Source organism: Nonomuraea sp. LPB2021202275-12-8 (genome assembly GCF_037044575.1).
Classification (GTDB): domain Bacteria; phylum Actinomycetota; class Actinomycetes; order Streptosporangiales; family Streptosporangiaceae; genus Nonomuraea.
The window spans coordinates 188,173-203,774 of record NZ_JBAHWD010000012.1; the positions used below are offsets into that span (position 1 = coordinate 188,173).

The following is a 15,602-nucleotide window of genomic DNA, read 5'->3' on the forward strand; positions in this document are numbered from 1 at the left end:
GTCCGCTACCCTCACGTGACATGCCCCTAGCCTCGATTCCCAGCCCTTCCCAGGGGGTCTGGTATCTCGGATTCGTGCCGATCCGGGCCTATGCCCTGTGCATCGTGCTCGGTGTCATATTCGCCGTCTGGCTGAGCGAGCGCCGCTGGCGCGCCCGCGGCGGCCAGGCGGGCACGATCATCGACATCGCCGTGCCCGCGGTGATCTTCGGTCTGATCGGCGGCCGCCTCTACCACGTCGTCACCGACTGGCAGACCTATTTCGGCGCCCGCGCGATCAAGGAGCCCTACCAGGCCCTGTTCATCTGGGAAGGCGGGCTCGGCATCTGGGGCGCGGTCGCGCTCGGCGGCGTCGGCGTCTGGCTGGCCTGCCGCAAGCGCGGCCTGTCACTGGGCGCGGTCGCCGACACGGTCGCGCCGGGCATCGCCTTCGCACAGGCCATCGGCCGCTGGGGCAACTGGTTCAACCAGGAGCTCTACGGCGCGCCCACCACGCTGCCCTGGGGTCTGGAGATCGACCAGGCCCACGGCGGCGAGCCCGGCGTCCTCTATCACCCGACATTCCTGTACGAGTCGCTCTGGAACCTGGCGCTCGGCTTCGCCCTGCTCTTCATCGGCAAGCGGTTCTCGCTGCGCTACGGACGGCTGTTCGCCCTCTACATCGCCGGCTACACGCTGGGGCGGTTCTGGATCGAGGGGCTGCGCATCGACCCGGTCGGCGGCGTGGACCACGCGGTCGAGTTCCTCGGGCTGCGCATCAACCAGTACACCGCGATCGTCCTCTTCGTCGGCGCGCTGATCTACTTCTGGGTCACCAGGAACAGGACCGGCGAGGAGATCGTCGTCCCTGCCGGGGAGGCCGGGGAGGCTGATCCCGCCCACCCGTCGGACCTGGCGGACCCGGAGCGTGAAGTCGCGTCTCCAGCGGACTCCGACACGCAGGACGAGCGGCCCCGCGACGGGGAGACCCCCGCCCAGGCCGAGACCTCGCGAGCCGGCGAAGCAGAGGCCGGGCCCGAGACGGCGACGGGGAGCGACACCCCGAACGGCGTCAAGGCCGAAGCCGAGCCGGAGATCAGGACCGAAGCCGTGCCGGAGGAGAAGAACTCGCGATGAGCGGGCGCGCGGAGATCCACCACCAGCATCGCGACGTCACCGGCGGCTGGCTCAGGCCGTCGGTGTTCGGTGCGATGGACGGCCTGGTGTCGAACTTCGCGCTCATCGCCGGCGTCGCCGGCGGCACCTCCAACACCAGGGTCATCGCGCTCGCCGGCGTCGCCGGGCTCGCCGCCGGCGCCTTCTCCATGGCCGGCGGCGAGTACGTGTCCGTCGCCAGCCAGCGTGAGCTCGCCCAGGCCGAGATCGCCGTCGAGGCCCGCGAGCTCGACCGCAACCCCGAGGCCGAGCAGGAGGAGCTGGCCCAGGTCTTCGTCGGCCGGGGCGTCGAGCCCGCGCTGGCGGCCGAGGTGGCCAGGCAGATCTCCCGCGACCCCGAGCAGGCACTGGAGGTCCACGCCCAGAACGAGCTCGGCGTCGAGCCCGGAGACCTGCCCTCGCCCCAGCTGGCGGCCGTCTCGTCCTTCCTGTCGTTCAGCGTGGGCGCCGTGCTGCCGCTGCTGCCCTACCTGTTCGGCGTCGTCGACCTCTGGGTGTCGGCCGTGGTCTCCTGCGTGGCGCTGTTCGGCGCCGGCGCTGTCGTCTCCACCGTGACCGCACGCAGCTGGTGGTACTCCGGGCTCCGCCAGTTCGTCGTCGGAGTGGTGGCGGCCGGACTCACCTTCGGGCTCGGCAACCTGATCGGGGCATCCGGGCTGTGAACGGCACCAGACCACAACCTGATCGGGGGTCCGAACCGTGAGCGGCACCAGACCACGCAAGCGGCGCCGCACGCCCCGCTCCGACTGGCAGCTGCCGCTCCTGACCGACTGGGGCCTCAGGCCGGAGCAGCAGCGGCTCCTCGTCATCGTCGCCTCGATCGCGGGCGTCGTGGTGAGCGCCCTCGCGCTGGTCGCCGTCGTCGGCTCGCTGGGCAGCTACACGCCCGAGCGTCAAGCCAGCGCCGCCGTCATCCGGCCCGACGCCGCGCTGCCGCAGAGCTTCCAGGGCTGGGCCTCGCCCAAGCTGTTCGAGCCGGTGGCCGACCGGTCCAAGGACGCCAAACCGCTCACCGCCAAGGAGATCTTCGGCCAGAAGACCCTCACCGGCGAGAAGAAGCTCACCATGAAACTCGCCGGCAGCCGGATCGACGCCGACTGCTCGGCCACCCTGTGGGGCGCGGAGCTGATCGCGAGAGTGGCCGCCGCCCAGTGCACCCAGGCCGCCCGCGGCCTCTACACCAGCGCCGACGGCCGCTACATCGGCCAGTACACCCTGCTCAACCTGCGTGACGGCAAGGCCGCCGCCGAGCTCGTCGAATCGCTCGAAACCCTCTACCGGGGCGGCTGGACCCTCCCGCTGGAGAGCTCGAAGGTCACCTACCCGGCAGGCGGCTACACCGAGGCAGGCGGCTACGCCCTCGGCCACTACGTCGGCCTCGTCTGGGTCGGCAGGAGCGACGGCGCCGAACCCACCGCCAAAGACGACTACGTCTCGCTCGCCCTCACCCTGAGAGGCGCCGAGAAGGCCATCTACCGGAGGGTCGTCGCCATCACGGGACCGGCCTCCTGATGCCGGTGCGCCTCGTCGTCGCCCTGGTGGTGGCCGCACTCGCCGTGGCGGCCGTCGGAGCCTGGCTGTGGCCCGGCCGCGACCTGCCCCGCCCCGCGGCCCTTCGCGCCGAACCCACCTCCGCCCTGTACGCCCTCGTCGACTCCCGCCAGGCCGACGCCGCACCTCTGACGACGGCCGAGCTCTTCACCCCGGCCACGCAGACCCTCGGTGCCTTGACCAGGGACGCCGTGGAGGAGTTCACCGACTGCGACGACGCCCTGTGGGGCGCCTCCGCGCCCGGTTGCACGCAGGCTCTGCGGGCCACCTACACGGGCGCCGCCATCGCCGGCCAGTTCGTCATCTTCAACCTTCCGGACGGCCGCACCGCCGACGCCCTGGTCACCGCCCTGCGCAAGGACGGTTTCGTACGGCAGGCGGTGCCGTTCGACGCGGCGCGCAGCCGAGCGGAGGTCCGAGCCCTGGGGCACTTCGTCACGGTGAGCTGGGCCGGGAGCGTCGCCGGCGGGGCGGACCTGGTCCAGCCCCTCATCGCCCTCGACGCCCTGGGCCACGCCGTCCAGGCCCGCGTGCTCGCCGCGACCTGACCTGGGTGTCGCCTGTCAGAGGTGTGAGGCGACGCCCTGGGGGTGGCAGTGCCCGAGCTCCGCGACAAGCGAATCCGCGCTGGCAAGCCCCAACGTCATGGACGGTGCACGTCGTCCTGCACGTCGGCCATTGCGTGGGCAGGGACGCAGACATGCAGCGGGTCGCCTTGCTCGCCGCCGATGTCGTCCCAGATCTGCGCGAACACGTCGCGAGCGGCTTAACGCTGACCTCGGTGGTGACGCAGCTCTACCCCTGGCCGATCCGGGTGATCGTCGGGTCGGTGATCATTAGCGGCTCCTTCGTAGAGACCGTCTTCATGGCTGCCGGGACCCCTGAGCTCTGCGCGCGAGGGCAAGCCGGCGCCCGCCAGGCCCACACCCAACCTCGCGGGGCAAAACACCTAGCCGCCTGCCGTGGGCAGCGCGAAGAGGTTGCCGTTCGAGCTGCCGACGTACACCAGGTCGCCGGCTACAACGGGTGTGGTCTCGATGGTGCCGCCGGTCGGGAAGCTCCATCGCGGCGCGCCGGTGGCGGGGTCGAGCGCGTACAGCGTCCCGTCGTCGCCGCCGACGTAGACGGTCCCTGCGGCGACCACGGGGCCGGAATGGACGCCGTCGCCGACCGGGGAGCTCCAGCGTTCCGCCCCGGATGCCGCGTCCAGCGCGTGCACCCGGTAGTCGGGTCCACTGACGTACACGAGTCCGTCAGCCGTCGTGGCGTTCCAGTCGAAGGTGAGGTCGTCGCCCGGGGCGAGGAAGCTCCACAACCGCTTGCCGCTGGCGGCGTCCAGCGCGTAGGTGGTGCGGCCACTGACGTCGAGATAGACGGCGTCGCCAGCGCTCACCGGAGGGGAGACGATGGCCCTGTCGACCCGGGAGACCCAGCGGACCTTCCCGGTGGCCGCGTCCAGGGCGTGTACCTTGCCGCTCTCGTTCGCGGCGTACACCACCCCGCCCGCCACCGCCAGGTGGACGCGGTCCTCGCTGTCGCCGGCAGGTAAACGCCACCGCTGCTCGCCGGAGGAGGCGTCCACGCCGTACACGACGCCGTGGTCGCTGCCGAGGAGAACGACGCTGCCGGCCACCACGGGATCGGTGTTGAGCGCGGAGCCGTCGGGGCGGAACCTCCACAGCTCCTTGCCGCGGGCCGCGCCCAGTGCGACGACCTCGGAGTCCTCGTCGATCGCGTACAGCACGCCGTCCGCCACCACGGGGCCGCGGCCGGCCCTGATGGTGCGGCTCCACCGCCTGCGGCCGGAGGCGGCGTCCAGCGCGACGATCTTGCCGCCGCTCTCGGCGTACACGGCGCCCTTCACCACCGCCGGGCTTCTCATGATGCTGCCGCCCGTCCGGACGATCCATCGCGCCGCCCCGGTGCGGGCGTCGAGCGCCTGAAGCGTCCCGTCGCCGCTGCCGGCGTAGACGACGTCATCGACCACCACCGGCTCGGGATAGACCGGCCCGTCGGTGGGGTGGCTCCAGCCGCCCCTGCGCGCGGGGGCGGGTGCGCGGATACCCGGCTGATAGCGCGCCAGCAGGTTGTCCTGGAGCAGCGGGGCGACGCGCCGCAGCGCCCGCCGCGAGGTGGAGCTCAGCCGGACGATGACCGGGCCCGCGTTGACGACCGTCTCACCGAAGGCCCCGGCCGGCCCTTCCACGGTTCGAGAGAAATGCCGGCTGCTCTCGTCGGAGGGATCGAAGGTGTCGTTCGTCCTGGAATAGGTGGCCGCCCGAGTGAAGAGCTCACGCGCGTCCGCGGTCGTGGAGGATACCCAGTCGATCGAGAGGCTGAGGACGGGGGCGTCGTCCGTGGGCGGCACCCAGTCGCATGCCGCGGGGTTCGGCAGCTCGATTCCGGCCAGCTTCTTCATCGAAGGCACGGGGCGGTAGCCGTCCGCCAGAACGCGCAGGTCACGGCCGGTCAGCAGAGCGCAGGCGTCCGGCCAAGCACGCGCCGGGACACCGCCGAACACGGCGGGTCCGGTGGGGAGCCCGTGAACGAGCCGGTAGGCGAACATCCGGTCCTCGTGATGGACGAAGGCCATGCCGCGGATGGTCCCGACGAGGGATGCGGTGTACGAGGGCAGGGTGAGCGGCAGTGCGCCCATGCGGCCGGTGCCGGTGTCCAGCGAAAGCAGATAGGCGGCCAACGGCCACCGTCCGGACAGATCCAACCCCCCGTCCTCGCCGATCGCGGGGTACGCGCCGGCGAACAGCGGCCGGGTCCACCGCGTCAGACCGGTCGTCGCGACGGCGTCGCGGGCGCTGGACAGCCGTCGGCCGTCAGGCGCGAAGAAGAAGCCCTCGTTTCCCGTGAGGGCGTAGACGTATCCCTCAGGACCGGCCTGGACGTCCATCTGGGGCGGGTCTCCGACCTCAGGATCGTGCGGCAGCGAGAAGGTGGACGGCATCCGGCGCGCCCATTCCGGTCGCAGGGTGCGCGGATCCACGGAGGTGAGCTGGACGCGATTCCCGGCGCAGTAGCTGAGGAACATCAGCGACTGATCAGTCGCGGAGCCCAGCAGGTCGCAGCGTCCCGGGTGGATGGCGCGCGTCTGCGTCCTCCCGGAGCGCGGATCGAGGGAGTGTAGGTCGAACGGCTCGGCCGACCGCTCGACGATCAGGATGCCGCGCCGGGTCACCATGATTCGCGGCCCTCCGTACGTACCGACACCCGCTGTTCTGTCCTGCGTGGAAACCACGACCGTGCGCTGCCACAGATCTGCGCCCGTGGCCAGGTCGTAGCCGTACAGAGCCTGTCCGGCCACGTCGGGAACACCCTTCGACACGACGAGCGTGTCGGACGCGACCCAGACGCCGGTGATGGGAGCGGGGAAGCGGGAGGCGATGGGAATGTCCCGCAGGATCTCCCCGGTATGCGGATCGTAGACCCGTACCGTGTCCGGTCGCGTCGCCACTGCCAGAGCCTGGTCGGAGACTGCGGCAATCAGACCGACAGTGTCGACGCCGACGGGCGTCGACCAGGCAGGGCGCCACGCGACCGGCACCATCGCGAGATGTGGTCTGTCCCCGACCAGGGTGGGGCAGGCGAGCAGGATCGCCAGCAGGACGGCGCCGCCGCGAAGCCCTCGCACGTTCAGCACCCCTTCGCCTTCGGGTCCATCTCACAGACCTGGTCGCGGGAGAGCGGCTCCCAGCCGCCCAACGGGGAATCACGGTAGTAAGAACGGTAGGACTTGGCGGCCCCGGTGAGCCGGAACGGGGTTTTGTCCGGCCCGTTGATCACCATCTGCTCGGTCCGGTCCTCCACCAGCACCGTGAGCAGGAGATCGAACTCGTAATACGCCTTCTCGCCAGCGATCGTCATGTTGAGGGTGACCCGCTCGTCCCGTTTCAGGTCGATCTGCTTCTTTCTGAAGTAGGGAGTCTGCGGATCCTCGGCCATGGTGAACCGGGGAGCCTTCCGATCCAGGTCGGCGGCGAGTTCGATGGTTCCGGTCTCCCCGGCGCTGCTGGCGCTCAGTCGCGCGCCGTCCGACACGGGCCCGCGGGTGAGGATGCGCGGCTTCATGTCGACGATGCGCAGGCTGCTGCGGTTGCCGACGAGAGTCACGGTGACGTTCATCAAGTCGATCAGGGCCCTACGGTGGCGTGTCAGGACCACCTCACGTGTCGCGTCGGCGGCGCTCGCCCGCAGGGCCACCCGCCCTTCGGGATCGGTCACCGCTTCCCTCAAGGCGCTGACCCGGCCGGTGAAGTCAATGGCCACGTAGCCGACCGTGATCGGGGGGCCGCCGCCGATACGGTCCATGGTGTCCGGTCCACGTGCGCTGAACCAGGTGCTGAACACGACTCCTATCGCCGCGATGAGCACGGCACTGAGAATCCCGGCCAGCCACGTCCGCATGGCCGTCCATCCCCCGGGCCCGGCCGGCTGCTCGGCCTCCTCGGCCCGCGGTGCGGAAGCCGTTGCCACCCGAGCAGATCTGGCACGCTTTTTCTGTCGCGCTTTGGCCACGGGACTGTCCCCCCCAGTGAACGGCCGCCCCCAAGTCCTCTTCCTCGCTATATATCGGTACGACGGCCGTAACGTTGCGTTATTGCGAGGTTTGCTATGAGCGCCGAGTCCGGCCCCGGCCGGGGCTGGGCGCGGCGGGGGCCGGACGCGTGATCGCATCGGGTGGTCCCAGCTCCGCGTGGAGGTCAGCTCGCCGGCGGAGATAACGGGTGCGGGCTTGTACGTGGGCGTGCCTGACTCGCTGAATCCGATGTCGTTGACGCCTTGGAGCAGGACGACCGTGCCGACGCCTGGCTGTTCGAGAACGTCGCGCCGGAAGCGGGCCGCTCGGCCAGGTCATCCGGGTAGCGGTCGTTGGCGTCGGTGGGCCGACGACCCCGAAACCGGCCGCCGCCGTGTCCTCAGCGGCGAGTCAAGCTCTATCCATGCAGGTCAGACCCATATCCGTTGGATTTCCGCGAACGCCTGAGCCCGAGGCGGGCGTGGGACTCACGGCTGCGCGTGGCTGGGACAGCTCTCAGCCTGCCCGGTCGGGGAGGGGTCAGGTGGTGGTGGAGAGGGCGTGGACGGTGGTGGCGACCTGGGCGGGGAGGTCAGCCAGGCGGTGGAGCGACGCCTCCAGGGGGGTGATGTCCTCGGCCCAGGGCGCGGCCTGGCGGATGAGGGCGCGGGCCTCGTTCTTGGTGAGGGTGGCGCCCTGGGTGCGGGCCAGCGCGATGAGGGCCTCACGCCAGGTGTTGGCCAGTTTGGCGTGGGCGTGGTCGAGGATGCGGCGCAGCACCTGGGTCTCGGGGTCCGGCGGGTGGGGGCGGCGTACGGCGTGCAGGACGGTGCCGTCGGCGGTGCAGTCGTAGACGGCGGTCAGGGCGGCGGTCAGGGCGGCGGGGACCTCGGCGGGCTGAGCCAGGTGGAGGTGGACGCGGGAGGCGCGGGCGGCCAGCAGGAGGCGGGGGACGGCGCTTTCCAGGCCGGCGGGGACGGCGATCGCCACGCTGTCGGGGTTCGCCGCGTAGGGCTTGGACAGCCAGGTGGTGAGCTTGGCCCTGGGCTGGGGGAGGGGCTTCGGCCAGTCGCCGACGAGGAGGTCGGCCTCGGAGGGGACGGGGTCGGCCTCGGCGGGCCGGCTGGACTCGATCGACTGGGGGCCCTGGGTGTAGATGGCGGTGGTCGCGCGGTCGAGACGGGCGGCCGCAGCGGGACGGGTCTTCGTGGTGGGACGGAGGATGTAGAGATCGGCGGCGGAGCCGATGGCCTCGGCGCCGAAATATCGGTTGAAGTCGGGGTATATAGCTTCAAAGGTGAGATTCAGTGCAGAGAGGGAGTTCTGCACTTTGAGGGCCAGGGCCGGGGTGCGCTCGCTCGCGCCGTAGGCGAGCAGGACTCGGCCGTCGTCCTTCAGGCCCTCGATCGCGCGGGCGGTGAACAGGCTGATGCCCTCAGGGGTGTAAGGAGGGTCGGTGATCGCCAGATCGTGGTCACGGGCCGACGGAGGGAGGGTGAGGCGCAGGTCCGCCCAGCGGGTGCGGACGCCCAGGTCCTGCTCGTCGATGTAGGCGAGGATGCGCTCGTCGACGTCGACCACCGTGACGTCCGTCTCCGGGTGGACGAGCTTGACCGCGAGTGAGGTGAGGTCGTGGTCTCCGACGCAGAGCAGCCGCGCGCCTGGCAGCCAGAACCGGGTGCCGAGCAGCAGGGCCCTGCGCAGCACGGTGTCGGGGGTGGCCGCCACGTGGTCGAGCGTGTGCCGGGCGCGCGGGGCCTTGGCGATGAGCTCGCCCAGGCGCTCCAGCGCCGGCTCGTAGTGGGCCAGGAGGTGCGCGACCGGGTCCGCGGGAGGCGGGGCGACGGCCTCGAGGTCCTGGTAGTCGGGGGAGTGCGTGAGCGGTACCCGGAACCGGTCTCCGGAGCGCTCCAGCCGCACCTCGCGCAGCAGCTCCTCGATCGTGCGCCTGGATGTGGCGCTCTGCCTGACCAGATCGGCCAGCGTCCACCACTGGCCGTCGCACAGCAGGGTCAGGGCGTGCCTGAGCCTCCTGCTGTCGGCCCCGGCCGCGCCCAGCAGGCGCTCCACCCCGTCACGCTCCATGGGGCAACCCTATCGAGCGGCGGCGACACGGCCCCGCCCATGCCGCGGGACCTCGGGCGGGGCGAAATTTCAGCACCCGTTCCGGTGTTTGGGACGGGGGCGTTCATATACCGGGATAGCGCGAATGTTCGCAATGCGGACGTGGTGGGCACCATTCCGGCAGCGTGCGGTAACCTCTATCCACGATATGCAGCAGGGCCAACGTCGTCCCCGCCTGTAGTGCAGTTCAGACAGACGAAGACGACGGGAGGGATTCAATGCCTGCTGCCCACCTCGGATTCCCCGAGCCCCAGGGCCTCTACGACCCCGCCAACGAGCATGATGCCTGCGGTGTCGCCATGGTGGCCGACGTCGCCGGTCGCCGGGGGCACGAGATCGTGGTCAAGGCTCTGACGGCACTGTGCAATCTCGATCACCGGGGGGCCAAGGGTAGCGAGCCGGACACCGGCGACGGAGCCGGGATCCTGACGCAGATCCCCGATGCGTTCTACCGCGCGGACGTGCCGTTCGCGCTGCCCGACAGCGGCCGGTACGCCACCGGCATCGCCTTCCTGCCGATCGACGACGAGGCTCGCGCGATCGGTGTCGGCATGATCGAGGAGATCGCCGCCGAGGAGGGCCTCACCGTCCTCGGCTGGCGGGACGTGCCGGTCGACCGCACCCTGCCCGGGCCGAGCGCCCGCGCCGTGATGCCGTTCTTCAAGCAGATCTTCGTGGCCGCCCCCGGCGGCGAGGCCGGGCTGGAGCTCGACAGGCTCGCGTTCTGCCTGCGCAAGCGGGCCGAGCACGAAGTGGACGTGTACTTCCCGTCCCTGTCGGCCCGCACGGTCGTCTACAAGGGCATGCTCACCCCCGACCAGGTCGAGCCGTTCTTCCCCGACCTGTCGGACGAGCGCTACGACAGCGCGATCGCCCTGGTGCACTCGCGCTTCTCGACCAACACCTTCCCGAGCTGGCCGCTGGCCCACCCCTACCGCTACATCGCGCACAACGGCGAGATCAACACGGTCAAGGGCAACCGCAACTGGATGCGGGCCCGCGAGGCCATGCTCGAGTCGTCCGTCATCCCGGGCGACCTGGCGCGGCTCTTCCCGATCTGCGACCCCGACGCGAGCGACACCGCCTCCTTCGACGAGGTGCTGGAGCTGCTCCACATCGGCGGCCGCAGCCTGCCGCACGCCGTGCTCATGATGATCCCGGAGGCGTGGGAGAACCACACCGAGATGGATCCCGCGCGGCGCGCCTTCTACGAGTTCCACTCCTCGCTGATGGAGGCGTGGGACGGCCCGGCGTCGATCACGTTCACCGACGGCACGCTGGCCGGCGCCGTGCTCGACCGTAACGGCCTGCGCCCCGGCCGCTTCTGGGTGACCGCCGACGGGCTCGTCGTGCTGGCCTCCGAGGCGGGCGTGCTCGACTTCAAGCCCGAGGACGTCGTCCGCAAGGGCCGCCTGCAGCCGGGCCGGATGTTCCTCATCGACACCGCCCGCGGCAAGATCATCGAAGATGACGAGATCAAGGCCGAGCTCGCCGCCACGCTGCCGTACGAGGACTGGCTGCACGCCGGGCTGGTGCGCTTCGAGGAGCTGCCCGCACGCCAGCGGGAGATCCCCACGCACGAGGCGCTCGTCAAGCGGCAGCAGACCTTCGGCTACACCGAGGAAGAGCTGCGCATCATCCTGTCGCCGATGGCCAAGTCCGGCATCGAGCCGATCGGCTCGATGGGCACGGACACGCCGGTCGCGGTCCTGAGCGAGAAGCCCCGGCTGCTGTTCGACTACTTCACGCAGCTGTTCGCGCAGGTCACCAACCCGCCGCTGGACGCCATCCGCGAGGAGCTGGTCACCTCGCTGGCCAGCGTGATCGGCCCCGAGGGCAACCTGCTCGACCCGGGCCCCACCTCCTGCCGCCAGCTCGTGCTGCCGTATCCGGTGATCGACAACGACGAGCTCGCCAAGATCATCCATATCAACGACGAGCACGACCTGCCCGGCTTCCACCCGCACGTGATCTCCGGCCTCTACCCGGTGGCGGGCGGCGGCCAGGCGCTGCTGACCCGTCTGAGGGAGATCAGGACCGAGGCGTCACGGGCGATCGCCGACGGCGCCCGGATCATCGTGCTGTCCGACCGCGGTTCCTCCGAGGCGCTCGCGCCGATCCCGTCGCTGCTGCTCACCGGCGCCGTGCACCACCACCTGATCCAGGAGAAGACCCGGACGAAGATCGGCCTGGTCATCGAGACCGGCGAGGCCCGCGAGTGCCACCACATGGCGCTGCTGATCGGCTACGGCGCGGGCGCGGTCAACCCGTACCTCGCCATCGAGACCGTCGAGGACCTCGTCGACACCGGTGTGCTGCCGATCGACAAGCGCAAGGCCGTGCGCAACCTCATCAAGGCCTACGGCAAGGGCGTCATCAAGGTCATGTCCAAGATGGGCGTGTCCACGGTCGCCTCCTACACCGGCGCGCAGATCTTCGAGGCGCTCGGGCTCAGCCAGGAGGTCGTCGACTCCTGCTTCACCGGCACCACCTCCCGGCTCGGCGGCGTCGGCTTCGACGTGCTGGCCCGCGAGACGGCCGAGCGGCACCGGCACGCCTACCCGCGCGCCGAGAACGCGCATCGGCGGCTGCAGGTCGGCGGCGAGTACCAGTGGCGGCGCGAGGGCGAGCCGCACCTGTTCAACCCCGAGACCGTCTTCAAGCTGCAGCACGCCACCAGGAGCCGCCGCTACGAGATCTTCAAGGAGTACACCGGCATGGTGGACTCCCAGTCCGAGCGGCTCATGACCCTGCGCGGCCTGTTCAAGCTCCGCAAGGGCGCCTCGATCCCGATCGAGGAGGTCGAGCCCGTCTCGGAGATCGTCAAGAGGTTCTCCACGGGCGCGATGTCGTACGGCTCGATCTCGATGGAGGCGCACGAGACGCTCGCCATCGCGATGAACCGGCTGGGCGCCAAGTCCAACACCGGTGAGGGCGGCGAGGACCCCGAGCGCCTCTACGACGCCACCCGCCGCAGCGCCATCAAGCAGGTGGCCTCCGGCCGGTTCGGGGTGACCTCCGAGTATCTGGTGAACGCCTCCGACCTGCAGATCAAGATGGCGCAGGGCGCCAAGCCCGGCGAGGGCGGCCAGCTGCCCGGCCACAAGGTCTATCCGTGGATCGCCAAGACCAGGCACTCCACGCCCGGTGTCGGCCTCATCTCGCCGCCGCCGCACCACGACATCTACTCGATCGAGGACCTGGCCCAGCTCATCCACGACCTGAAGAACTCCAACCCGGAGTCGAGGGTGCACGTGAAGCTGGTCGCCGAGGTCGGCGTCGGCACGGTCGCGGCCGGGGTGTCCAAGGCGCACGCCGACGTGGTGCTGATCTCCGGCCACGACGGCGGCACCGGCGCCTCGCCGCTCACCTCGCTCAAGCACGCCGGCGCGCCCTGGGAGCTCGGCCTGGCCGAGACGCAGCAGACGCTGCTGCTCAACAACCTGCGCGACCGCATCGTGGTGCAGGTCGACGGCCAGCTCAAGACCGGCCGCGACGTGGTCATCGCCGCGCTGCTCGGGGCCGAGGAGTACGGCTTCGCCACCGCGCCGCTGGTCGTGTCCGGCTGCGTGATGATGCGCGTCTGCCACCTCGACACCTGCCCGGTGGGCGTCGCCACGCAGAACCCCGAGCTGCGCAAGCGCTTCACCGGCAAGCCGGAGTTCGTGGTCAACTTCTTCGAGTTCATCGCCGAGGAGATCCGCGAGTACCTCGCCGAGCTGGGCTTCCGCACGCTGGACGAGGCGATCGGGCACGTCGAGATGCTCGACATGACCGCGGCCGAGAACCACTGGAAGGCCGGCGGGCTCGACCTGTCACCGATCCTGCACCGGCCGGAGCTCCCCGAGAGCACCCCGCTTCGGCGCACCGTCGAGCAGGACCACGGCCTGGGGCAGGCTCTGGACAACACGCTCATCCAGCTCGCCGAGGGGGCGCTCAACGAGGGCACCCCGGTGATGCTGGAGCTGCCCATCCGCAACGTGAACCGGACCGTCGGCACCATGCTCGGCTATCAGGTCACCAAGCGGTACGGCGGCGCGGGCCTGCCGGACAACACCATCGACATCTCCTTCACCGGCTCGGCAGGCAACTCCTTCGGCGCGTTCGTGCCCCGCGGCATCACGCTGCGGCTCGCCGGCGACGCCAACGACTATCTCGGCAAGGGCCTGTCCGGCGGCCGCATCACGCTGCGCCCGCACGACGAGGCGCCGCTGGACGGCCACATCATCGCCGGCAACGTCACCCTGTACGGGGCCACGTCCGGCGAGGTGTTCATCCGCGGGGTGGTCGGCGAGCGGTTCTGCGTCCGCAACTCCGGCGCCACCGCCGTCGTCGAGGGCGTCGGCGACCACGGCTGCGAGTACATGACCGGCGGCAAGGTGGTCGTGCTCGGCCCGACCGGCCGCAACTTCGCGGCGGGCATGTCCGGCGGCATCGCCTACCTGCTCGACCTCAGGGCCGAGCGGGTCAACCGGGAGATGGTCGCCCTGGAGGCGCTCACCGAGCAGGACGCGGAGTTCCTCAAGGAGGCCGTCGAGAAGCACTTCGCCGAGACCGGCTCCCCGGTGGCCAAGCAGCTGCTGGCCGACTGGGACGGCGCGCTCGCCAGATTCAGCAAGATCATGCCGACCGATTACAAGCGGGTCATGGAGGCCGCCGAGGCCGCCCGGATCGAAGGCAGGGACATCGACGAGGCCGTCATGGCGGCCGCGGTTCAGGGATAAGGGAGGCGTAACCGATGGCTGACCCCAAGGGTTTTCTCACGCACGACCGGGAGCTGCCGGCGCGCCGCCCCGTCGACGTCCGCATCGGCGACTGGCAGGAGGTCTATCAGGACTTCCCGCAGGAGAAGCTGACCAAGCAGGCGGCCCGCTGCATGGACTGCGGCATCCCGTTCTGCCACAACGGCTGCCCGCTGGGCAACCTCATCCCCGAGTGGAACGACCTGGTCCACCGCACCGACTGGCGGGAGGCGATCGAGCGGCTGCACGCCACGAACAACTTCCCGGAGTTCACCGGCAGGCTCTGCCCGGCTCCCTGCGAGGCGGCGTGCGTGCTCGGCATCAACTCCGATCCGGTGGCGATCAAGCGGGTCGAGGTCGAGATCATCGACCGCGCGTTCGCCGAGGGCTGGGTGACACCGCAGCCGCCGGCCCGCCGGACCGGCAAGCGGGTCGCGGTCGTCGGCTCCGGCCCGGCCGGGCTGGCCGCCGCCCAGCAGCTCACCAGGGCGGGCCACGACGTGGTGGTGTTCGAACGCGCCGACCGCGTCGGCGGCCTGCTGCGGTACGGCATCCCCGAGTTCAAGATGGAGAAGCGGCACATCGAGCGCCGCATCGAGCAGATGCGGGCCGAGGGCACCGAGTTCCGCACCGGCGTGGACGTCGGCGTCGACGTCACCGCCGCCGAGCTGCGCGCCGAGTTCGACGCCGTGGTGCTGTCGGGCGGCGCCACCGCGTGGCGCGACCTGCCGGTGGCGGGCCGCGGCCTCAAGGGCGTCTACCAGGCGATGGAGTATCTCCCCCTGTCCAACAAGGTGCAGGAGGGCGACTACGACACCCCGCCGGTCTCGGCCCAGGGCAAGCACGTGGTGGTGATCGGCGGCGGTGACACCGGCGCCGACTGCATCGGCACCGCGATCAGGCAGGGTGCGGCCTCGGTCACCCAGCTGGAGATCATGCCGCAGCCACCCGCCACCAGGTCCGCGAGCCAGCCGTGGCCCACCTACCCCATCCTGTTCAAGACGGAGAGCGCCCACGAGGAGCTCGCGGAGGGCGGCGGCGATCGCGTCTACGCGGTCTCCACGACCGAGTTCGTCGCCGACGCCGACGGCAACGTCCGGGCGCTGCGCCTGGTCGAGGTCGAGGGCCCGCAGAACGGCTTCAAGCCCGTCCCCGGCAGCGAGCGGGAGATCCCCGCCGAGCTGGTCACCCTGTCCATGGGCTTCCTCGGCCCGGAGAAGGGCGCCCTGCTGCAGGACCTGGCGGCGCTGGCCGGCGACGGCTTCTATGACGCGCGGGGCAACGTCTCGCGCGACAAGACGTACATGTCCAAGGTCGACGGCGTGTTCGTCGCCGGCGACATGGGGCGCGGGCAGTCGCTGATCGTGTGGGCGATCGCCGAGGGCCGCGCCGCGGCCAGCGGCGTGGACCGGTTCCTGACCGGCGAGACGGCGCTGCCGTACCCGATCCTGCCGACTGCGCGCCCGCTCGTCTGACCCCTCGCGGCGCCCGCCTTCCGGCGGG

The 15,602-nt window shown here is 70.7% G+C and carries 9 protein-coding genes; 6 read left to right on the forward strand and 3 right to left on the reverse strand.

Annotated elements, in window-relative coordinates; genetic code table 11:
* Positions 1-20 precede the first annotated feature (20 nt).
* Genes lgt through V5E28_RS23485 form a run of 4 tightly spaced genes read left to right on the forward strand, consistent with a single transcriptional unit; the run spans position 21 to position 3,253 of the window.
* Entirely contained in the window at positions 21-1,115 is a 1,095-nt protein-coding gene (gene lgt / locus V5E28_RS23470) for a prolipoprotein diacylglyceryl transferase (protein WP_336209181.1), read from the forward strand.
* The gene (locus V5E28_RS23475) at positions 1,112-1,816 is read left to right on the forward strand and encodes a VIT1/CCC1 transporter family protein (RefSeq protein ID WP_336209182.1); all 705 of its coding nucleotides are present in this window, start codon (positions 1,112-1,114) and stop codon (positions 1,814-1,816) included. Before lgt ends, V5E28_RS23475 begins: the two co-directional genes overlap by 4 nt.
* Positions 1,817-1,853: 37 nt before the next feature.
* A complete protein-coding gene (locus V5E28_RS23480) occupies positions 1,854-2,666 on the forward strand; it encodes a hypothetical protein (RefSeq protein ID WP_336209183.1) in 813 nt (270 codons plus the stop codon).
* Positions 2,666-3,253, forward strand: coding sequence for a hypothetical protein (locus tag V5E28_RS23485; RefSeq protein WP_336209184.1), 588 nt, complete (start codon positions 2,666-2,668; stop codon positions 3,251-3,253). The genes V5E28_RS23480 and V5E28_RS23485 overlap by 1 nt, the downstream gene beginning before the upstream one ends.
* A gap of 401 nt (positions 3,254-3,654) precedes the next feature.
* Here V5E28_RS23485 and V5E28_RS23490 read toward each other — a convergent pair whose 3' ends face one another.
* From V5E28_RS23490 to V5E28_RS23500, 3 genes are all read right to left on the reverse strand, one after another.
* Positions 3,655-6,357, reverse strand: coding sequence for an outer membrane protein assembly factor BamB family protein (locus V5E28_RS23490; protein WP_336209185.1), 2,703 nt, complete (start codon positions 6,355-6,357; stop codon positions 3,655-3,657).
* Positions 6,351-7,121 carry a hypothetical protein gene (locus tag V5E28_RS23495; protein ID WP_336209186.1) on the reverse strand — a complete coding sequence of 257 codons (771 nt, stop codon included), beginning with the start codon at positions 7,119-7,121 and terminating at the stop codon, positions 6,351-6,353. Before V5E28_RS23495 ends, V5E28_RS23490 begins: the two co-directional genes overlap by 7 nt.
* A 652-nt stretch (positions 7,122-7,773) precedes the next feature.
* Positions 7,774-9,318 (reverse strand): bis-aminopropyl spermidine synthase family protein, encoded by a 1,545-nt coding sequence (locus V5E28_RS23500; protein WP_336209187.1) that lies wholly within the window; start codon positions 9,316-9,318, stop codon positions 7,774-7,776.
* A gap of 257 nt (positions 9,319-9,575) precedes the next feature.
* Between V5E28_RS23500 and gltB the strand changes: the two genes are divergently transcribed.
* Together gltB and V5E28_RS23510 are read left to right on the forward strand one after the other, a co-directional pair.
* Complete coding sequence (gene gltB, locus V5E28_RS23505; RefSeq protein WP_336209188.1) at positions 9,576-14,081, forward strand: glutamate synthase large subunit; 4,506 nt, start codon at positions 9,576-9,578, stop codon at positions 14,079-14,081.
* A gap of 14 nt (positions 14,082-14,095) precedes the next feature.
* Positions 14,096-15,574 (forward strand): glutamate synthase subunit beta, encoded by a 1,479-nt coding sequence (locus tag V5E28_RS23510; protein WP_336209189.1) that lies wholly within the window; start codon positions 14,096-14,098, stop codon positions 15,572-15,574.
* Positions 15,575-15,602: the final 28 nt, after the last annotated feature.

Excerpts from the sequence above, each read along its gene's own strand:
- V5E28_RS23495 (WP_336209186.1), bottom strand. The coding sequence starts at position 7,121 with ATGCGGACGTGGCTGGCCGGGATTCTCAGTGCCGTGCTCATCGCGGCG.
- V5E28_RS23485 (WP_336209184.1), top strand. The coding sequence starts at position 2,666 with ATGCCGGTGCGCCTCGTCGTCGCCCTGGTGGTGGCCGCACTCGCCGTG.
- lgt (WP_336209181.1), top strand. The coding sequence starts at position 21 with ATGCCCCTAGCCTCGATTCCCAGCCCTTCCCAGGGGGTCTGGTATCTC.
- V5E28_RS23500 (WP_336209187.1), bottom strand. The coding sequence starts at position 9,318 with ATGGAGCGTGACGGGGTGGAGCGCCTGCTGGGCGCGGCCGGGGCCGAC.
- gltB (WP_336209188.1), top strand. The coding sequence starts at position 9,576 with ATGCCTGCTGCCCACCTCGGATTCCCCGAGCCCCAGGGCCTCTACGAC.
- V5E28_RS23510 (WP_336209189.1), top strand. The coding sequence starts at position 14,096 with ATGGCTGACCCCAAGGGTTTTCTCACGCACGACCGGGAGCTGCCGGCG.
- V5E28_RS23475 (WP_336209182.1), top strand. The coding sequence starts at position 1,112 with ATGAGCGGGCGCGCGGAGATCCACCACCAGCATCGCGACGTCACCGGC.